General features: G+C 73.6%; 13 protein-coding genes. 7 read left to right on the plus strand and 6 right to left on the minus strand.

The annotated features are described in order from the left end of the window. Positions 1 to 166 precede the first annotated feature (166 nt). Positions 167 to 310: a hypothetical protein gene (locus tag ACOBQU_RS22785; RefSeq protein ID WP_423635033.1), complete on the minus strand. Its 144-nt coding sequence runs from the start codon at positions 308 to 310 to the stop codon at positions 167 to 169. Between ACOBQU_RS22785 and ACOBQU_RS22790 the strand changes: the two genes are divergently transcribed. Both ACOBQU_RS22790 and ACOBQU_RS22795 read left to right on the plus strand, forming a co-directional pair. Then, the gene (locus ACOBQU_RS22790) at positions 309 to 3,008 is read left to right on the plus strand and encodes an SUKH-4 family immunity protein (RefSeq protein WP_423634645.1); all 2,700 of its coding nucleotides are present in this window, start codon (positions 309 to 311) and stop codon (positions 3,006 to 3,008) included. The two genes, ACOBQU_RS22785 and ACOBQU_RS22790, sit on opposite strands and share 2 nt — an antisense overlap. A gap of 405 nt (positions 3,009 to 3,413) precedes the next feature. Continuing rightward, complete coding sequence (locus ACOBQU_RS22795) at positions 3,414 to 4,325, plus strand: cellulose-binding protein (RefSeq protein ID WP_423629159.1); 912 nt, start codon at positions 3,414 to 3,416, stop codon at positions 4,323 to 4,325. A 450-nt stretch (positions 4,326 to 4,775) separates the two neighbouring features. Here ACOBQU_RS22795 and ACOBQU_RS22800 read toward each other — a convergent pair whose 3' ends face one another. The 3 genes from ACOBQU_RS22800 to ACOBQU_RS22810 all read right to left on the minus strand — a co-directional run bounded on the left by ACOBQU_RS22800 (position 4,776) and on the right by ACOBQU_RS22810 (position 7,574). Continuing rightward, entirely contained in the window at positions 4,776 to 6,653 is a 1,878-nt protein-coding gene (locus ACOBQU_RS22800) for an MFS transporter (protein ID WP_423629160.1), read from the minus strand. Between the two features lie 103 nt (positions 6,654 to 6,756). Then, complete coding sequence (locus ACOBQU_RS22805) at positions 6,757 to 6,993, minus strand: helix-turn-helix domain-containing protein (RefSeq protein ID WP_423629161.1); 237 nt, start codon at positions 6,991 to 6,993, stop codon at positions 6,757 to 6,759. Continuing rightward, positions 6,993 to 7,574 carry a DUF2975 domain-containing protein gene (locus tag ACOBQU_RS22810; protein WP_423629162.1) on the minus strand — a complete coding sequence of 194 codons (582 nt, stop codon included), beginning with the start codon at positions 7,572 to 7,574 and terminating at the stop codon, positions 6,993 to 6,995. The genes ACOBQU_RS22805 and ACOBQU_RS22810 overlap by 1 nt, the downstream gene beginning before the upstream one ends. Before the next feature lie 573 nt (positions 7,575 to 8,147). On the opposite strand from ACOBQU_RS22810, the gene ACOBQU_RS22815 reads away from it, so the two are divergent. Beyond that, the gene (locus ACOBQU_RS22815; protein WP_423629163.1) at positions 8,148 to 8,936 is read left to right on the plus strand and encodes an ABC transporter ATP-binding protein; all 789 of its coding nucleotides are present in this window, start codon (positions 8,148 to 8,150) and stop codon (positions 8,934 to 8,936) included. After that, the gene (locus tag ACOBQU_RS22820) at positions 8,933 to 11,524 is read left to right on the plus strand and encodes an ABC transporter permease (protein ID WP_423629164.1); all 2,592 of its coding nucleotides are present in this window, start codon (positions 8,933 to 8,935) and stop codon (positions 11,522 to 11,524) included. Before ACOBQU_RS22815 ends, ACOBQU_RS22820 begins: the two co-directional genes overlap by 4 nt. A 200-nt stretch (positions 11,525 to 11,724) precedes the next feature. Here ACOBQU_RS22820 and ACOBQU_RS22825 read toward each other — a convergent pair whose 3' ends face one another. Further along, positions 11,725 to 11,949: a type II toxin-antitoxin system prevent-host-death family antitoxin gene (locus tag ACOBQU_RS22825; protein ID WP_423629165.1), complete on the minus strand. Its 225-nt coding sequence runs from the start codon at positions 11,947 to 11,949 to the stop codon at positions 11,725 to 11,727. Positions 11,950 to 12,155: 206 nt separating this feature from the next. Between ACOBQU_RS22825 and mfd the strand changes: the two genes are divergently transcribed. Beyond that, positions 12,156 to 15,689 carry a transcription-repair coupling factor gene (mfd, locus tag ACOBQU_RS22830; RefSeq protein ID WP_423629166.1) on the plus strand — a complete coding sequence of 1,178 codons (3,534 nt, stop codon included), beginning with the start codon at positions 12,156 to 12,158 and terminating at the stop codon, positions 15,687 to 15,689. Positions 15,690 to 15,742: 53 nt separating this feature from the next. Here mfd and ACOBQU_RS22835 read toward each other — a convergent pair whose 3' ends face one another. Then, positions 15,743 to 17,110 carry an SGNH/GDSL hydrolase family protein gene (locus ACOBQU_RS22835; protein WP_423629167.1) on the minus strand — a complete coding sequence of 456 codons (1,368 nt, stop codon included), beginning with the start codon at positions 17,108 to 17,110 and terminating at the stop codon, positions 15,743 to 15,745. A gap of 275 nt (positions 17,111 to 17,385) precedes the next feature. Here ACOBQU_RS22835 and ACOBQU_RS22840 point away from each other — a divergent pair, with 275 nt between their 5' ends. Both ACOBQU_RS22840 and ACOBQU_RS22845 read left to right on the plus strand, forming a co-directional pair. Continuing rightward, complete coding sequence (locus ACOBQU_RS22840) at positions 17,386 to 18,117, plus strand: HNH endonuclease family protein (protein WP_423634647.1); 732 nt, start codon at positions 17,386 to 17,388, stop codon at positions 18,115 to 18,117. A 74-nt stretch (positions 18,118 to 18,191) separates the two neighbouring features. Next, positions 18,192 to 18,935 carry an N-acetyltransferase gene (locus ACOBQU_RS22845; RefSeq protein WP_423629168.1) on the plus strand — a complete coding sequence of 248 codons (744 nt, stop codon included), beginning with the start codon at positions 18,192 to 18,194 and terminating at the stop codon, positions 18,933 to 18,935. Positions 18,936 to 19,006 lie beyond the last annotated feature (71 nt).

Consider the following 19,006-nt stretch of genomic DNA (forward strand, 5'->3'; position numbering starts at 1 on the left):
ACTCGCGGATGGTGACCTTCGCGCAGGCGCAGGAGCGCGCCGAGGAATGGATCAACGGCGACGTGCCGGGTCCCGGCCACCGTGAGGTGCGGGTGCGGGAGTTCGACCTGGGCTTCGTGGTGTGGGCGGAGGACCGCGAGGGCGGTCCCCGCTCGGACGGGGGCGGTCAGCGGCTCGTCATCGCCCGGGACAGCGGTGAGGCGACGCTGTGGCCCGCGCTGCCGGTGGGTGAGGTGATCCGCCGGTACGAGGAGGAGTACGGGGGGTCGGACGCGGCGCCGGAACCGGCTCCGGCGGCTCCCGCGCGCATGGATCTGAACCAGACGTCGTTCTTGTTGAGCCCGCCGGAGTGGCTTCAGGAGGCGGCGGACAAGCTGGGGATTCCGGACCGGAGGTCCGCTGGCGGCGCGTCTTCTGGCGGCGGCGCGTCTTCTGGCGGGGGCGCCTCGGAGGGGGTTGGGGCTGCTCCGGCGGGTTCGGGGGGCGGGGGTCCGGCCTCCGCGTCCGGGGAGGGCGTGCCGTGGGCTGCGGCTGGTGCGTCGGCGCCCGCGCCCACCGCGCCTGCGCCCGCCGCGCCTGCGCCCGCCGCGCCTGCGCCTGCCGCGCCCGCGCCTGCCGCTGCCGCGGCGCCGACGCCGGGTGCGCCGAGCGCTCCGGGTGTGTCGGGTGCGTCGGGTGTGTCGGATTCCGCGACGCCCTGGGCCGGTACGGACACGAACACGGGCGCCGATGACGAGGGTGCCGCCGTGCCGCTGCCCGAGACGGTCTTCTCGCCGCCGCTGAGCGTGCTGCCCGAGAACGACGCCGACGGGACGCCCAGTGTGTCCCCGGAGGCCAAGACCGCGCTGATGTCGGGCGGCAGCCAGCTGCCGAAGACGGCGGTGGCGCCCGCGCTGGACGACACGGGGGCGCCGGGCGCGCCGGGTGCCGCCGGTGCGGGGACTCCTGCGCCGGGGGTTCCGGCCGCGGGTGCTCCGGGCGCCGGGGGTCCTGGTGCCGGGGTTCCGGCCGCGGGTGCTCCGGGTGGCGGGCCCGGTCTGCCGCCGCCGCCCGCCGGGTCCGCGGTCAGTGGGCCCGGTGTGCCGCCGCCCCCCGCGGGTGCCGCCGCGGGTGGGCCCGACCTTCCTCCGCCCGCGCCGGGTTCGGCCGTGGGCGGGCCCGGTGTGCCGCCGCCGCCCGCTGGCGCGCCGGTGGGTGGTCCTGGTGTGCCTCCGCCGCCGGGTGCCGGGGGTGAGCTGCCGCAGACGTCGGCCGGTACGCCCTTGCCCGGGGTTCCGGCCGGGCCGGGCGCGACGCCGCCGCCCGCCGGTCCGCCGGTCGGTGGGGCGCCGCTGCCTCCGCCGTCCCCGGGCGGCCCCGGCACGCCGCCGCCCCCGCCCGGGCAGCAGCCACAGCCGTACGGCTACCCGCAGCCGGGCGGTGCGGACACCCCGCCGCCTTCCGGCCCCGGCGCCCCGGGCGCGCCCGCGGGGGGTTACGTCCCCACGCAGCTCGTCTCGTCACTGGGCCCCGAGGGCTCACAGCCGCCCGGCGCACCCGGCGCTCCCGGCGCCCCGCAGCCGCCCGGCGCCCCGCAGCCGCCGGGCGCCCCCGGCACCCCGGGCACGCCTCCCGGTGGCGTCCACCACGCGGCGACGATGCTGGCGGACCCGAGCATGGGCGGCGCGCCCAAGCCTCCGGGCGCTCCGGGGTCGCCGGGTGCTCCGGGTGCCCCGCAGCCGCCCGGCCCGCCGGGTGCCCCTGGCGCGCCCGGCGCTCCGGCCGCACCCCAGCCGCCCGGCGCCCCCGGCGCCCCGGGTGCTCCCGGCACCCCCGGCGGTGGTGTCCACCACGCCGCCACCATGCTCGCGGGCCCGCCGGTCGGCGGCCCCGGCGCTCCGCAGCCGCCCGGTGCCCCGGGTGCCCCTGGCATGCCGCCGCCCGCCCCCGGCATGGCGCCGCCGCCCGGTCCGGGCATGCCGCCCCCGGGTCCGGGGATGGCGCCGCCGCCCGCCCCCGGCCAGCCCTACGGCTATCCGCAGCCCCCGGCCGGTCAGCCCACCGTGGGTCCCGGCTACCAGGCCGTGCTGCGCTACCGCGCCGCCGACGGGTCCGAGCAGCAGGTGATCCGGCGGTCGGCGCCGGGCACGCCGCACCCGGAGTGGCAGATCTTCCACGAGCTGCGCGGCATGAACATCCCGCCGGACCAGGTCCTTGAGCTGCACACGGAGCTGGAGTCCTGCGAGCTGCCGGGCGCGTACTGCGCGCGGATGATCCGCGAGACGTGGCCGCAGGCGCGGATCACGTCGATCGCGCCGTACGGCAGGGACCACGCGTCGCGGCAGCAGGGCATGCTGCAACTGCTCGCGCACCAGGGCGAGTTGCACCAGGTCGCGGACGGCCCGGCGCGTCCGGGGCCGGTGCGGGCGCCGCTGGTGCCGGTGCCGCCCGCGCCCGCGATCCCGCCGGAGGGCGTGGCGCAGGAGCTGGCCGGGGCGTTCGGGCCCGGTGTGTTCCGGTTCGACCAGCGGGCGGTGTCCCGGCAGGGCGTGCCGGACGTGGTGGCGCACACGCTGGTGGTGGCGGGTCTGCCGGTGGACTTCGGGCCGTTCTTCTGGGCGCAGGCCCAGCCGGGCCGTCCGGTGCCGACGCTCGCGGAGCTGGCGCAGGAGCGCGGGGTGCAGCCCGCGTCGGACGCGGGTTCGTACCTGGTGATGGGCAGCGACTTCGGGCGGGCGCTGTGCGTGCAGTACGGCACGGCGCACATCGTGGCGGTGCCGGTGGAGGCCGGTCCGGGCGGCGCTCCGGTGCCGCCGCAGTTCGTGAACACGGGGCTGCCGGAGTTCGTGCGCTGCCTGGCGCTGCTCGGCCGCATGTGGCGGCTGCGCTACGGCCTCAACCAGGAGCAGGCGGGCCGCTGGACGGTGGACTTCCAGACGCAGCTCGCCGCGCTCGACCCGGCGGCGCTGGCGTCGCCGGAGAGCTGGTGGTCGGTGCTGCTGGAACAGATGTGGGACGGCCTGCTGTAGTCCCCGTACGCAGGTGAGGAGGGGCGCTCGATCCGCGCGGCGGGTCGGGCGCCCCTCTCGTGCGCCGCGAGCGGCGCCGACGCCGGGTGCGCGCCCGGCGTGCGCGCCCGCTACTCGGACCCCCTCGGTGACCTCGGCCGGGTGAACCGGCCCCGGCACTCCGGGCGCGGCCGGGACTCCGTACCGGCCAAACGGCTCTTCGACGTACTGCGGAACGACACCCGGATTCCGACTTCTGCCGCCAATTGACGCATCCTTGACCGGGTGGGGCGGGCGGAGTGTCGCGTTATGACCACTTCAGCTTGATCCTTCAAGATGTGCGCCAATCGCGTTGTACGCGGGTGGCGCGGCGGAGAGAGTCAGCGCGACGGCGAGTGTCTGTCTGGGCGAATGAGGGGAGCAAGGATGAGCGGGAGCGGGGTTTCACCTCATGGCTTCGTCTCCGTGCGCGGCCGCGGCTACCGTCCCGAGCAGGTGGACGCGTACGCCGAGGCGCTGTCCCGGGACCGCGACGCGGCGTGGGAGCGGGCCGCGCGTCTGACGGTCCTCGCCCGGGACATGGGCGAGGAGGCGGCGCGGCTGCGGGACGTCGTCGGGCGGCTCGCGCCGCAGACGTACGAGACGCTGGGGCAACGCGCGCAGTACCTGCTGGCGTTGACCGAGGAGGAGGCCGCGGCCGTGCGGGAGTCGGCCGCGGCCTTCGCGCGTGAGACGGAGGAGGCGGCCGCCGCCGAGGCCGCGGCGCTCCGGGACGCCGCGCGGGCGCACGCCGAGGCCGTGCTCGGCGAGGCCGAGGAGCGCGCCCGGCAGCGGCTGCTCGCCGACCGCGCCACCGCCGACGAGCTGCGCGTCAACGCCCGGCGGGACGTCAAGGAGTGGCGGGGCGAGGCGCTGGCGGCGCTGCGCGAGATGCGGCAGCGCACCAGCGGGCTGCTCGCCGAGCAGGAGAAGGAGCACGCCGAGCGCTGGGAGGCCACGGAGTGGGAGATCGCCGAGGCGGAGGCCGCCGCGGACGCCCGCGAGGCGGCGCTCGTCGCGGCGGCCGAGGCCCGCCTGTCCGACGCCAAGCGGGCCTTCGCCGAGGCGGAGGAGGGGGCGCGGCACCGGGACGAGGACGCGGCGGCGCGGGCCGCGGAGGTGCTCGCGCGGGCTCGGGTGGCCGAGGAGCGGGTCGCCCGGGAGACGGAGCGGGTGCTGCGCGAGCACGGTGAGCGGAGGGATGAGGTGCGGGCCCACATGGATCATGTCCGCAGCAGTCTGGCGTCCCTCACGGGGCGGGGGTACGGGGATGTGCCTGGGCCCGCGCCGGGCGACTGACCCTGCCGGGGCTCCCCCCGAAGATCGGACTGGCGGCCTCGTCCTCAAACGCCGGACGGGCTGGATGCAGCCGGTCCCGGCAGAGTTCCAGCTTGTGGGGTGGGTGGGGGCGAGGTGTGGAGGGCGAGGATTCGGCTCGTGGGGTGTGTGAGGGCAAGGATTCAGCCTGTGCGGCATGTGCGGACGAGGGGTGGAGGGCGAGGATCCAGCCCGTCCGGCGTTTGAGGACGAGCGCGGAGCGCGACTGGTCTAGCCCGTCCGGCGCTTGAGGACGAGCGTGGAGCGTGAGGATTCGGCTCGTGCGGCGTGTGTGGACGAGGGGTGGAGGGCGGCGATTCAGCCTGTCCGGCGTTTGAGGACGAGCGCGGAGTGCGACTGATCTAGCCCGTCCGGCGTTTGAGGACGAGGCGCGGAGCGCCGATGGGGGCGGGGTGCTAGGGGCGGCGGCCCCTAGTTTCGGGAAAGGGGCGGGTCTGGGGCGTCCCGCGAGGGTGTGGGGGGCGGGGGCTGGTCCTGGAGGACCGGGAAGCGGCGGGGGGCCAGGAACAGCAGCACCAGCAGGCACCCCACCGCCGCGCACCCGGCGCCCACGTACACCGCGTCGACCGCCGCGTCGACGGCCCGCCGCAGCCGCTCGGGGTGGGCCACCGCTCCGGGGTCCTCCAGGGAGCGCGCGACGGAGTCGAGGGAGCCGGAGCCGCCGAGCCGCGCGCTCAGGACGGCGTTGGCGACGGCCCCGAACACCGCCGCCCCCACGGTCTGCCCGATCTGGCGGCAGAAGAGGACGGACGCGGTGGTGGTGCCCCGCTCCGCCCAGCCGACGGTGGACTGCACGCCGACGATCAGGGGCAGTTGGAAGAGCCCGAGGGCCGCGCCGAGGAGCAGCATGAGGAGGGCGGGCTGCCAGGCGGAGCCGGGGTAGGGCAGCAGCGGGAAGGCGAACAGGACGCAGGCGGCGGCGCTGATGCCGAGCACGGCGGTGTCGCGGAAGCCGATGCGGCGGTAGACGTGCTGGCTGAGCGCGGCGGACACCGGCCAGCTGAGGGTCATGACGGACAGGACGAACCCGGCGGCGATCGGCGCGAGGTGGAGTACGGACTGGGCGTACGTCGGCAGGAACACGGTGGGCGCGACCATCAGCAGGCCGAGCGAGCCGAGCGCCAGGTTGACGGCGGCGATGGTGCGGCGCCGCCACACCCAGCCGGGGATGACGGGGTCCGCGGCGCGCCGCTCGATGACCACGACGGCCCCGGCGCAGCCGAGTCCGGTGGCGAACAGGGCGAGGGACGGCGCCGACAGCCAGTCCCAGGCGACGCCGCCCTGGACGAGCGCGGTGAGCAGCGCGCCGCCCGCGGCGAACACGGCGAGCGCGCCCGCCCAGTCGACCGGTGCCCGTGGCGGCCGTTGGCGTGCGGGCTCGTGCAGGTGGCGGACGATCAGCCAGAGGGCGAGGGCGCCGATGGGCAGGTTGATGAGGAAGATCCAGCGCCAGTGCGCGTACGCGGTGAGCAGGCCGCCGATGGCCGGTCCGGCGACGGCGGACGCGGCCCAGACGGTGGACAGCCTGGCCTGGATCTTGGGGCGTTCCTTGAGGGGGTACAGGTCGGCGGCGAGGGTCTGCACGGTGCCCTGGAGCGCGCCGCCGCCCAGGCCCTGGAGGACGCGGAAGGCGATCAGGGAGCCCATGTCCCAGGCGAGGGCGCACAGCGCGGAACCGGCGAGGAACAGCGCGCTGCCCGCGATGAGCACCGGCTTGCGGCCGAAGGTGTCGGACAGCTTGCCGTACACGGGCAGGGTGACGGTGGCGGCGAGGAGGTAGCCGGAGAACAGCCAGGAGAAGACGGAGAACCCGCCGAGGGCGCCGACGATCTGGGGTACGGCGGTGGAGACGATGGTGGCGTCGAGGGCGGCCAGCGCCATCACCAGCATGAGCGCCCCGACGACGGCCGCGCGCCGGTCGCGTCCTTGTGTGCCGTTGGTGGCTCGGTGCGGGTCGGGTCCCTGTGCCTTGTCGGTGGCTCCGCGCGGGTCGCGTCCTTGTGTGCCCTTGGCGGCTCGGCGCCGGTCGCGTTCCTGTGCCTTGTCGGTGGCTCGGTGCGGGTCGGGTCCTTGTGTGCTGTTGGTGGCTCGGTGCGGGTCGGGTCCTTGTGTGCTGTTGGTGGCTCGGCGCCGGTCGCGTTCCTGTGCCTTGTCGGTGGCTCGGTGCGGGTCGGGTCCTTGTGTGCCGTTGGCGGCTCGGCGCCGGTCGAGTCCCTGTGTTCCGTCGGCGCCCCCGCGCCGCCCGCGCCGCCCGCGCCCCCGCGCCCCGGCGCTGTCGCTGCCGCCCATGAAGGTCCCTTCCCCGTGCATCTATTGCCCCGGGTCACTTTCTCACCGGGGGCGCGCTGGGGGGAGGGGCGGCGGCCCTGGCGCGGGGCGGGGCGGGGCGGGCCTAGGCCGGTGGTTGTGTGGGGTCGTGGGTGATCAGGTCGCCCGGCTGGCAGTGCAGGACGTCGCAGATCCTCGACAGGGTCGAGAAGCGGATGGCCTTGGCGCGGCCGTTCTTGAGGACGGACAGGTTGACGACGGTGATGCCCACGCGTGCGGAGAGTTCGGTGAGCGTCATGCCGCGTTCGGCGAGGACCTGGTCGAGGTGGATGCGGATTCCGTGGAGTTCCTCTTCGGGCATCAGATGGTCCCTTCGAGGTCCTCCCGCATGCGTACGCCCTCCCGCATGATCCGGCCCATGATCACCGCGCTGAGTCCGGCGAGGACGAGCACCATCGGTCCGGAGAACTCCGGTCCGGAGCCCACGATGGGCGCCATGCTGTCGACGAGCCAGGAGTGCGACCAGCCGACGACGAGTCCGGCCAGCGGTGTGCCCAGGGTGATGAGCCAGCCGAGGACGGTGAGCCGTCCGGCCACCGCGTCGGTGAAGGGGCCGTCCGTGACGACGGCCTTCAGCAGCCGGGAGAAGAGCAGCAGGGCGAGGGCGGCGAAGAGCAGCCAGGGCAGTTCGCTGCCGAGACCGGCGATGCGCTGGGCGGCGGAGGGGTCCTCCTGGCAGAGGCGGGTGGTGCTGCTGGACGCCTCGACGCCCGTACCGATCGGCAGGTCGCCGAGCGCGGCGTTGGCCCAGAAGCCCGTCCGCACGCACACCGATCCGTCGTCGAGCAGATGCGCGATGCCCGTGCCGACGAAGGCGAGGCCGCAGAGGACCGCCAGGGTGAAGGTGACCGAGGTCAGGGCCCGTGTGAGTCGGGTGTCCACAACATGCCTCCCTATCGTTTTTCGATATGCCGGAGCGTAGAGGACCATATCGATATTCGACAAGTCCGGGCCGTCCCCGGCAGGCCGGTTGATCAGGGGCGGGTGGAGACCCTCTCCCCTGGTGGGGCGGGGCGCGGGTCGGTGAAGGGGTGGAGTGACCCTGAGAAGCGCTCCACCGGCGGGTGGAGAACCCCTAGGGGTACCTCCGCACTAAGGACAGGGCGACGTTGGTACCGGCGGAGGACGTGGGGTTCCGCGGCGGCTCCTTAGATTGGCTTTACGCCGCAGGGCGGGAGTACGGGGCCGGTAACGGGGTCGGCCCCGCACCTCTGCCCGCGGCACGGCGACGAACCCCCCTTCCGGGGGTGGGGTTTTCCCAGGAGAAGACGGCGCCACGCACCAGCGCGCCGCACCGCCCCGCTGCACCAGACTGACGGCGCGAGCCGGGATTCCGGGCGCGCTCGCCGCACCACCGACAGCGCACCAGGGCGCCACCGACAGCACACCACGGTGCCACCGGCACCACACCAGGGCACCGACAGCTCACCACATCACCGACATAGGAGACTTACCGTGACAACGGCTGTGACCACTCCCAGGCACGGGGGTACTGGAGGGCGTACGGCCGTGGCGGCGCGGGCGCGCGGCGTCGTGAAGGCGTACGGCTCGGGGGAGACCAAGGTCGTCGCCCTCGACCACATCGACGTCGACATCGCCCGCGGCCAGTTCACCGCGATCATGGGCCCCTCCGGGTCCGGCAAGTCCACCCTGATGCACTGCCTCGCGGGCCTCGACACCGTCAGCGGCGGCCAGATCTACCTGGACGAGACCGAGATCACCGGCCTGAAGGACAAGAAGCTCACCCAGCTGCGCCGGGACCGGATCGGCTTCATCTTCCAGGCGTTCAACCTGCTGCCCACGCTGAACGCGATCGAGAACATCACGCTGCCCATGGACATCGCGGGCCGCAAGCCCGACAAGGGCTGGCTCGACCAGGTCGTGCAGACCGTCGGCCTCGCCGGACGCCTCAAGCACCGGCCCACCGAGCTGTCCGGCGGCCAGCAGCAGCGCGTCGCCGTGGCCCGCGCCCTCGCCTCCCGGCCCGAGATCATCTTCGGCGACGAGCCCACCGGCAACCTGGACTCCCGCGCGGGCGCCGAAGTCCTCGGCTTCCTGCGCAAGTCGGTCACCGAGCTGGGCCAGACCATCGTGATGGTCACCCACGACCCGGTCGCCGCGTCCTACGCCGACCGCGTCCTCTACCTCGCCGACGGCCGCATCGTCGACGAGATGTACCACCCGACCGCGGACCAGGTCCTGGACCGCATGAAGCACTTCGACGCCCGGGGGCGCACGTCATGACCGTCCTGAAGACCTCGATGCGCAACTTCCTCGCGCACAAGGGGCGCATGGCGCTGTCCGCCGTCGCCGTGGTCCTCTCGGTGGCGTTCGTCTGCGGCACGCTGGTGTTCTCCGACACCATGACCACCACCTTCGACAAGCTCTTCGCGGCGACGTCGTCCGACGTCACGCTCAGCCCGAAGAGCGCCGACGACGGGGACGACGAGGGCCCGCGCAACGGCAAGCCCGAGTCCCTGCCCGCCTCCGCGATAGCCCGGGTGCAGAAGGCGCCCGGCGTGAAGTCCGCCGAGGGCGCCGTCAGCAGCGAGTCCGTCACCGTCGTCGACTCCGACAACGAGCGGATCGGCGCGTCCAGCGGTGCCCCCACCATCGCGGGCAACTGGACCAGGAACGACCTGCGCGCCATGGAGATCACCTCCGGCCACGCCCCGCGCGGCCCCACCGAGGTGATGGTCGACGCCGACACCGCCGACAAGAAGGACCTGAAGATCGGCGACGAGCTGCGCACCATCGCCGTCACCGGCAGCTTCAAGGCGAAGATCACCGGCATCGCCACCTTCAAGGTGACCAACCCCGGCGCCACCGTCGTCTACTTCGACACCGCCACCGCCCAGCGCGAACTGCTCGGCACCACCGGCCGCTTCACGCACATCAACGTCACCGCCGCGGGCGGCGTGAGCGACAAGCAGCTCAAGGCGAACGTGGCGAAGACCCTCGGCGCCGACGCCGCCGCGTACAAGATCAAGACGCAGCAGGAGAGCGCGGACGACAACCGCGAGTCCGTCGGCAGCTTCCTGGACGTCATGAAGTACGCGATGCTCGGCTTCGCCGGGATCGCCTTCCTCGTCGGCATCTTCCTGATCATCAACACCTTCTCGATGCTGGTCGCCCAGCGCACCCGTGAGATCGGCCTGATGCGGGCCATCGGCTCCAGCCGCAAGCAGGTCAACCGCTCCGTCCTGGTCGAGGCGCTGCTGCTCGGCGTCGTCGGCTCCGTCATCGGCGTCGGCGCGGGCATCGGCCTCGCGGTCGGCCTGATGAAGCTGATGTCCGGCGTCGGCATGGAACTGTCCACCGAGGACCTCACCGTCGCCTGGACCACCCCCGCGGTGGGCCTGCTGCTCGGCATCCTCGTCACCGTCCTCGCCGCGTACCTCCCGGCGCGCCGCGCGGGCAAGGTCTCCCCGATAGCCGCCCTGCGCGACGCGGGCACCCCCGCCGACGGCAAGTCGAGCGCGCTGCGCGCCGTCATCGGCCTGGTCCTCACCGGCGTCGGAGGCTTCGCGCTCTACACCGCCGCCGAGGCCGACAAGGCCAAGGAGGGCTCCCTCTACCTGGGCCTCGGCGTCGTCACCACCCTCGTCGGCTTCGTCGTCATCGGCCCGGTCCTCGCCTCCTTCGTGGTCCGCGTGATCAGTACGGTGCTGCTGCGGGCCTTCGGCCCCGTCGGCCGCATGGCCGAGCGCAACGCCCTGCGCAACCCGCGCCGCACCGGCGCCACCGGCGCCGCCCTGATGATCGGCCTCGCCCTCGTCGCCTGCCTGTCCGTCGTCGGCTCCTCGATGGTCGCCTCGGCCACCGACGAACTCGACAAGTCCGTCGGCGCGGACTTCATCATCCAGGGCGAGCAGGGCATCAACCCGCAGATCGAGCAGCGCCTGATGGACAAGGGGAAGAACCCGCACCTGGCGCACGTCACGCGGTCCAAGGACCTCGGCGTCGACATCACCACCCCGGACGGCAAGACCTCCAAGGGCGAGGAACTGGGCGCCACCGACCCGACGTACGCCCAGGACCTGCGCCGCGAGACCACCGCGGGCGAGCTGTCCGCCGCCTACGACAAGAACGCCCTCTCCGTGGGGGAGGAGTTCGCCAAGAAGCACCACCTGAAGGTCGGCGACACGCTGACGGTCGACTTCGACGAGGGCCGCACCGCGAAGCTGCGTCTCGCGGCGATCACCAAGGAGGAGGGCACGCTCGACCGGGGCGCGATGTACACCAACATCACCACGGCCGAGCGGTACGTCGACGCGGACCGGATGCCGCTGAGCATGATGCTCCTCGCCGAGGCCAAGTCCGGCCAGCAGGACAAGGCGTACGCCGCGCTCAAGGCGACCCTGAAGACCGACCCGCAGGTCGACGTCAAGGACCAGACCGACTTCAAGGAGACCCTGAAGGACCAGGTCGGCCAGATGCTGAACATGGTCTACGGCCTCCTCGGCCTCGCGATCATCGTCGCCATCCTGGGTGTGGTGAACACCCTCGCCCTCTCGGTGGTCGAGCGCACCCGCGAGATCGGCCTGATGCGGGCCATCGGCCTCTCCCGCCGCCAGCTGCGCCGCATGATCCGCATGGAGTCCGTGGTCATCGCCCTCTTCGGCGCCCTGCTCGGCCTCGGCCTGGGCATGGGCTGGGGCGCGACGGCCCAGAAGCTCCTCGCCCTGGAGGGCCTGAAGGTCCTCGACGTCCCCTGGCCGACCATCCTGACGGTCTTCGTCGGCTCGGCGTTCGTGGGCCTGTTCGCGGCGCTGATCCCGGCGTTCCGGGCGGGGCGGATGAACGTGCTGAACGCGATCGCCACGGAGTAGTCCTCCGGACGGGAAGCGGGGCCGGGGTCAGGGGAGCGTCCCCTGACCCCGGCCCTCGCCGTAGGGGGCTGCGCCCCTTTCCCCGCTCCGTCGGCCCTCCGGGCCTCGTCCTCTAGCGCCGGACGGGCTGTATCAGCCCGTCCGGCGCTAGAGGACGAGCCGCGAAGCGGCGATCGACGGGGGCCCAGGGGCGGAGCCCCCTAGTCTCGGGAAGGGGCGGGGTCGGGGAGTTCCCGGTCGGCCTCCACCCGCGCGGACGCGGCCGCCAGCGCCTCCTCAAGATCCGCGAGCTCGCGTGCGCCGATCAACACAGCCGCGGGCTGCCCGTCGACGGTGACGGTGATGCGCTGGCCGGGGTGCGAGGCGCGGTGGATCAGCTCATCCAGGATGGGGCGGGCTTCATCGACCGTATACGTGTCACGCATGCGGGGAACGTACGGCCCGGATCATGCTGAGTCGATCGCCCGGAAGGGGGGCCGGGGGAAAGCCCGTCCGGCGTTTGAGGGCGAGCGCGTAGCGCGATCAACGGCGCGCGAGGCTGCGGGCGGCCGACGTACCCTGGGAGACCCCCGGCCCGTACCACGTGTCGGGTGGTTCGCGTTGCCCACGCCCCCGGACGGGATGCCCCTTCATGACCCTGCACGGACTGCTGGACGCCGTCGTCGAGGACGCGGCCCTCACCGAAGCGGTGGCGGCCGCCGCCGACGGCAACCGGCACCACATCGACCTCGTCGGCCCCCCGGCCGCCCGCCCCTTCGCCGTGGCCGCCCTCGCCCGCGAGGCCCGCCGCACGGTGCTCGCCGTGACCGCGACCGGCCGCGAGGCGGAGGACCTGGCGGCGGCGCTGCGCACGATCCTGCCCCCCGAAGGGGTGGTCGAGTACCCGGCGTGGGAGACGCTGCCGCACGAGCGCCTGAGCCCCCGCAGCGACACCGTGGGCCGCCGCCTGGCCGTCCTGCGGCGCCTGGCGCACCCGAGCGCCGACGACCCGGAGACCGGCCCGGTCAGCGTGCTCGTGGCCCCCGTGCGCTCCGTGCTCCAGCCGCAGGTCAAGGGCCTCGGCGACCTGGAGCCGGTGGCGCTGCGCACCGGTCAGTCCGCGGATCTGAACGACGTCGTCGACGCGCTGGGCGCCGCCGCGTACGCCCGCGTGGAACTGGTGGAGAAGCGCGGCGAGTTCGCCGTACGCGGCGGCATCCTCGATGTGTTCCCGCCCACCGAGGAGCACCCCCTGCGGGTGGAGTTCTGGGGCGACGACGTCGAGGAGATCCGCTACTTCAAGGTCGCCGACCAGCGGTCCCTGGAGGTCGCCGAGCACGGCCTGTGGGCGCCGCCGTGCCGGGAGCTGCTGCTCACCGACGAGGTGCGCTCCCGCGCGCGGGAGCTGGCCGAGGCCCACCCGGAGCTGGGCGAACTCCTCGGGAAGATCGCCGAGGGCATCGCGGTCGAGGGCATGGAGTCCCTCGCTCCGGTGCTCGTCGACGACATGGAGCTGCTGCTCGACGTACTCCCCAAGGGGTCGATGGCGGTCGTCTGCGACCCGGAGCGGGTGCGCACCCGGGCCGCGGACCTGGTGGCGACCAGCCAGGAGTTCCTCCAGGCGAGCTGGGCCGCCACGGCCGGGGGCGGGCAGGCGCCGATCGACGTGGGCGCGGCCTCGCTGTGGGGCATCGCCGACGTGCGGGACCGGGCGCGTGAGCTGGGCATGATGTGGTGGTCGGTGAGCCCGTTCGCCGCCGACGCGGCGGGGGACGACGACACGCTCACGCTCGGCATGCACGCCCCGGACACCTACCGGGGCGACACGGCGAAGGCCCTCGCCGACACCAAGGGCTGGCTGGCCGACGGCTGGCGCACGGTGTTCGTCACCGAGGGCCACGGCCCGGCCGCCCGCACCGCCGAGGTGCTGGGCGGCGAGGGCATCGCGGCCCGCCTGGACGCGGACCTCACCGAGCTGACCCCGTCCGTGGTGCACGTGGCGTGCGGCTCCATCGACTACGGCTTCGTCGACCCGCGGCTGAGGCTCGCCGTCCTCACCGAGACCGACCTGACCGGTCAGAAGGCCGCGGGCAAGGACGGCCAGCGGATGCCCGCCCGCCGCCGCAAGACCATCGACCCGCTCACCCTGGAGTCGGGCGACTACATCGTGCACGAGCAGCACGGCGTGGGCCGCTACATCGAGATGGTGCAGCGCACCGTGCAGGGCGCGACCCGCGAGTACCTGGTCGTGGAGTACGCGCCCGCCAAGCGCGGCCAGCCCGGCGACCGGCTGTACATCCCCACCGACCAGCTGGAGCAGATCACCAAGTACGTCGGCGGGGAGGCCCCCACGCTGCACCGGCTCGGCGGCGCCGACTGGACCAAGACCAAGGCCCGCGCGAAGAAGGCGGTCAAGGAGATCGCCGCCGACCTGATCAAGCTGTACTCGGCGCGCATGGCCGCGCCCGGCCACGCCTTCGGCCCGGACACGCCCTGGCAGCGCGAGCTGGAGGACGCCTTCCCGTACGCGGAGACCCCCGACCAGCTCACCACGATCGCCGAGGTCAAGGAGGACATGGAGAAGTCGGTCCCGATGGACCGGCTGATCTGCGGCGACGTCGGCTACGGCAAGACGGAGATCGCCGTCCGCGCGGCCTTCAAGGCCGTCCAGGACGGCAAGCAGGTCGCGGTGCTCGTGCCGACGACGCTGCTGGTGCAGCAGCACTTCGGCACGTTCACCGAGCGGTACGGGCAGTTCCCCGTGAACGTGAGGGCCCTGTCGCGCTTCCAGACCGACACCGAGGCGAAGGCCACCCTGGAGGGCCTGCGCGACGGCTCCGTCGACATCGTCATCGGCACCCACCGCCTGTTCGCCTCCGAGACCAAGTTCAAGGACCTCGGCCTGGTCATCGTCGACGAGGAGCAGCGCTTCGGCGTCGAGCACAAGGAGCAGCTGAAGAAGCTGCGGGCCAACGTGGACGTGCTGACCATGTCGGCCACCCCCATCCCCCGTACGCTGGAGATGGCCGTGACCGGCATCCGCGAGATGTCGACGATCACGACGCCGCCGGAGGAGCGCCACCCGGTCCTCACGTTCGTCGGGCCGTACGAGGAGAAGCAGATCGGCGCGGCCATCCGCCGTGAACTGCTGCGCGAGGGCCAGGTCTTCTACATCCACAACCGGGTGGAGTCCATCGACCGGGCCGCCGCCCGGCTGCGGGACATCGTGCCGGAGGCGCGGATCGCCACCGCCCACGGGCAGATGTCGGAGCAGGCCCTGGAGCAGGTGGTCGTGGACTTCTGGGAGAAGAAGTTCGACGTCCTCGTGTCGACGACGATCGTCGAGTCCGGCATCGACATCTCCAACGCCAACACCCTCATCGTGGAGCGCGGCGACAACTTCGGCCTCAGCCAGCTCCACCAGCTGCGCGGCCGCGTGGGCCGGGGGCGCGAGCGCGGGTACGCGTACTTCCTGTACCCGCCGGAGAAGCCGCTGACGGAGACCGCGCACGAACGGCTCGCGACCATCGCCCAGCACACGGAGATGGGCGCGGGCATGTACGTGGCGATGAAGGACCTGGAGATCCGAGGGGCCGGAAACCTCCTCGGCGGCGAGCAGTCGGGTCATATCGCGGGCGTCGGCTTCGACCTGTACGTGCGGATGGTGGGCGAGGCCGTCGCCGACTACCGCAAGTCCCTGGAGTCCGGCGAGATCGAGGAGGAGCCGCCGCTGGAGGTGAAGATCGAGCTGCCGGTCGACGCGCACGTCCCGCACGACTACGCGCCCGGCGAGCGGCTGCGCCTCCAGGCCTACCGGGCGATCGCCTCCGCCAACTCCGAGGAGGACATCAAGGCCGTCCGCGAGGAGCTGACCGACCGCTACGGCAAGCTGCCCGAGCCGGTGGAGAACCTGCTGCTCGTCGCCGGTCTGCGGATGCTGTCCCGCGCCTGCGGGGTGGGTGAGATCGTGCTCCAGGGCACCAACATCCGCTTCGCTCCGGTGGAGTTGCGGGAGTCGCAGGAGCTGCGCCTGAAGCGGCTCTACCCGGGGTCGGTCATCAAGCCCGCGACCCACCAGGTCCTGGTGCCCCGCCCCAAGCCCGCGAAGGTCGGCGCCAAGCCGCTGGTCGGGCGTGAACTCCTCGGCTGGGTGGGGGAGTTCCTGGCGTCGGTGCTCGGGTCGTAGGGCGCGGGCGGCCCCTCGGGGTCCCGGCCGGGACCCCGAGGGGCCCGCGCGGCTCAGAGGCGGCGCAGGTCCAGGGCGTCGGCCATGGCCCGGTACCCGGCGTCGCTCGGGTGCAGGGCGTCGCCCGAGTCGTAGGCGGGCGCCATGCGGTCCGGGTCGGCGGGGTCGGCGAGGGCGCGGTCGAAGTCGACCACCTCGTCGTACTCGCCGGAGGTGCGGATCCAGTCGTTGACCGCGTCGCGCTTGGCCTCGTTGACGGGGGTGTCGTAGAACGAGCCCTTGATCTGCGTCAGCGTGGCGCCGATCACCTTGATGCCGCGGGCGCGGGCCTGGCGGATCAGGGAGCGGTGGCCGTCGATGATCTTGCGCGCCGACACCTCGGTGGTCCTGGCGCCGGGGGGTTCCGGGTCGCCCCTGCCGATGCCGATGTCGTTGATGCCTTCGAGGACGATGACGGTGCTGACGTTCGGCTCGGTCAGCACGTCCTTCTTGAAGCGGGTGACGCCCTTCTCCCCGGCCCAGGTGCTGTCGATGGTGACCTGGTTCCCGGAGATGCCGTGGTTGAGGACGCTGCGGGGCTTCCCGGCGGCGGCGAGGCGCTCGGCCAGCTCGTCGGGGTAGCGGTTGTTCGCGCCGAGGGTGGAGTTGGTGCCGTCGGTGATGGAGTCGCCGAACGCCACCACCGCGTCGCGGCGGGCGGTGGACCTGCCGCTGACCTCGACGCCGGTGAGGTAGTACCAGGAGGTGCTGGTCTCCGTGAACGCGGTGCCGTCGCGGTCGGCCGCGTGGTCGCCCCGGGCGCGGTAGCTCGTGGTGGAGGCCTGCATGTGGTAGGTGGCGGGCCCGGTCGGCTCCGCCAGGTACAGCGTGACCGTCAGCGACTCCAGGGCCCGCACCGGGAACGGCAGGCTGTCGCTGGTCGCGGTGGCGCCCGCCGGGACGGTCAGCGACCCCTCGTCGCCGAAGGTCAGCCGCCGCACCGAACCGTCCTTGACGGCCGCGCCCCCGGCCGTGCGGGCGATCGTCGCGCCGGAGATCCGCAGCGGCTTCCGCCCGTACCGGTTGGACAGTTCGATACGGGCCTTGGTGCCGCCCCTGCTGACGCGGACGACCTGGCGGACGGTGTGGTCCGCGAAGCCCTTCCGGGACCAGTTCGGCTCGAAGGGCTCGCTCGGCGGCTGCGGTGACGCGGCCCAGCCGCCCTGCCAGTCGGCCCGCTTCTCGTACGCGGTCGTCTCCTGCGCGGTCGTTCCGTTCGCGGTTGTCTCGTGCGCGGTCGTCCCGTGCCCGGCCGCCGCGGCGCCGGAGGGGCCGGTCAGCCCCTCGGCGCCGACGACGGGCAGCGCGGCCAGCGTGGCCGCCGCGAGCAGTGCGGCGCCCGTTCTTCGCGCCGGGCGCCGGGACGTGCTCCGTCCTGTCATGTCTCTGCCCTCGAAGTCGGGTGTCCCGTCCGGGTCTTCCGGCGGGCTCACCGGCCTCAAGCGGCGCACGGGCCCCGGCTATTCCCGGCGCGATCTCCAACCCCGCGGCGCCAGCGCCGAGTTGGCGCGTTCCCTGCGCACGCGGGGCGCGGTGAAACATCCGGTTTGTGCGACTTGCCCGCGCGGGCAGGTAGGGTCTGGGCGGTCGGCCGCCGGGAGGGCGGCCGTCGTGGTGCCCGGCGGTCGGCCGGGTGAGGGAGGGAGGACCTGTGGTTCTGGGTGGCGCGAGGCGGCGCGGCGCGGTGGGCGCCGTCGTGGTGGTCGCCGTGCTGGGCGGCGGCGCCGTCGGCTGCGACGGCGACGGCGGAAGTGGCGGGAAGGACGGGGCTCCCGGCGCGCGTGCCGGATCCGCGCTCGCCGCCGTCGACTCCCTCACCGTCAAGGGCCGCGCCCCCAAGACCGGTTACGCGCGGGAACGGTTCGGCAGCGCCTGGGCCGACACCGACTCCAACGGCTGCGGCACCCGCGACGACATACTCAAGCGGGACCTGAAGGGCGTGACGTACCGCGACGGCCGCTGCGTGGTCACCGGCGGCAAGCTCGTCGGCGACCCGTACAGCGGCGCCGACGTGACGTTCGCCCGCGGCCGCAGCCAGGTCGACATCGACCACCTGGTCGCGCTCTCCGACGCCTGGCAGAAGGGCGCCTCCCGCTGGGCGCCGAGCAAGCGCATCGCCTTCGCCAACGACCCGCTGAACCTCCTCGCGGTCGCCGCCGGGCCCAACCGCAGCAAGGGCGACGCCGACGCGGCGACCTGGCTGCCGCCCCACAAGCCCTACCGCTGCGCCTATGTGGCCCGGCAGGTCGCCGTGAAGAAGAAGTACGGGGTGTGGGTGACGGCCGCCGAACGCGACGCGATGAAGCGGGTCCTGAACCGCTGCCCGGACCAAAGGCTGCCGAGCGGCGGCACTCCCACCGAGGCGCCCAGCCGGTTCCGGGCACGGTGAGCGGGGCGTTCGACAACGGCGGGGCGTTCGATAATCGGTTTGCGGGTCCCGAGTACGCCGTTAGGGTGCGCGGTATGGACCTGAAGATCACCACCCTCGCCGAACGCCCCGAGCTCCAGGGGCCGATGTGGGCCATGGCCGACACCTGGGCCGCCTTCATGGAGCACGACCCGGTGGCGTGGTCGCTGATGGGGCGGATCGCCGCCGACCTGCCCGACTACGTCCTGGTGGCCACGGACGAGCGGGGCCGGGTGGTGGCGCGCGCGTTCAGCGTGCCGTTCGCGCTGGGCGCCGACGGGCGCGGCGAACTGCCGGACGGCGGCTGGGACCAGGTCATGCTGTGGGCGTTCTCCGACCTGCGGCGCGGCGCGAAGCCCGACACGGTCAGCGCCATCGAGGTCGTCGTCGTACCCGACCTCCAGGGCACGGGGCTCTCCGGCAGGATGCTCGCCGCGATGCGGGACAACGCGCGCGCCCGCGGCTTCACCGAGGTCGTCGCCCCGGTGCGGCCCAACGCCAAGCACCTCGAACCGGCCGCCGACATAGAGGAGTACGCCCGCCGCACCCGGGACGACGGCCTGCCGCACGACCCGTGGCTGCGGGTCCACGTCCGCGCGGGCGGCGTCATCGAGAAGGTGGCCCCGGTGTCCATGACGGTGACGGGCACGCTCGCGCGGTGGCGGGAGTGGACGGGCCTGCCCTTCGACACCGACGGCCTGGTGGAGGTGCCCGGCGCGCTGGTGCCGGTGCACTGCGCGGCCAGCCGCGGGTACGCGGTGTACGTCGAGCCCAATGTGTGGGTGCGGCACGCGCTGTGAGGTATGTGCTGTGAGGCACGCGCCGCGCCCCCCCGTGGGGCGCGGACCGGGGCGCCCGTGGGAGCGCCCGT

Source organism: Streptomyces sp. G45 (genome assembly GCF_049542095.1).
Lineage (GTDB): Bacteria > Actinomycetota > Actinomycetes > Streptomycetales > Streptomycetaceae > Streptomyces.

Excerpts from the sequence above, each read along its gene's own strand:
- ACOBQU_RS22820 (WP_423629164.1), top strand. The coding sequence starts at position 8,933 with ATGACCGTCCTGAAGACCTCGATGCGCAACTTCCTCGCGCACAAGGGG.
- ACOBQU_RS22835 (WP_423629167.1), bottom strand. The coding sequence starts at position 17,110 with ATGACAGGACGGAGCACGTCCCGGCGCCCGGCGCGAAGAACGGGCGCC.
- ACOBQU_RS22825 (WP_423629165.1), bottom strand. The coding sequence starts at position 11,949 with ATGCGTGACACGTATACGGTCGATGAAGCCCGCCCCATCCTGGATGAG.
- ACOBQU_RS22800 (WP_423629160.1), bottom strand. The coding sequence starts at position 6,653 with ATGGGCGGCAGCGACAGCGCCGGGGCGCGGGGGCGCGGGCGGCGCGGG.
- ACOBQU_RS22805 (WP_423629161.1), bottom strand. The coding sequence starts at position 6,993 with ATGCCCGAAGAGGAACTCCACGGAATCCGCATCCACCTCGACCAGGTC.
- ACOBQU_RS22790 (WP_423634645.1), top strand. The coding sequence starts at position 309 with ATGGATCTGAACCAGACGTCGTTCTTGTTGAGCCCGCCGGAGTGGCTT.
- mfd (WP_423629166.1), top strand. The coding sequence starts at position 12,156 with ATGACCCTGCACGGACTGCTGGACGCCGTCGTCGAGGACGCGGCCCTC.
- ACOBQU_RS22785 (WP_423635033.1), bottom strand. The coding sequence starts at position 310 with ATGCGCGCGGGAGCCGCCGGAGCCGGTTCCGGCGCCGCGTCCGACCCC.
- ACOBQU_RS22795 (WP_423629159.1), top strand. The coding sequence starts at position 3,414 with ATGAGCGGGAGCGGGGTTTCACCTCATGGCTTCGTCTCCGTGCGCGGC.
- ACOBQU_RS22845 (WP_423629168.1), top strand. The coding sequence starts at position 18,192 with ATGGACCTGAAGATCACCACCCTCGCCGAACGCCCCGAGCTCCAGGGG.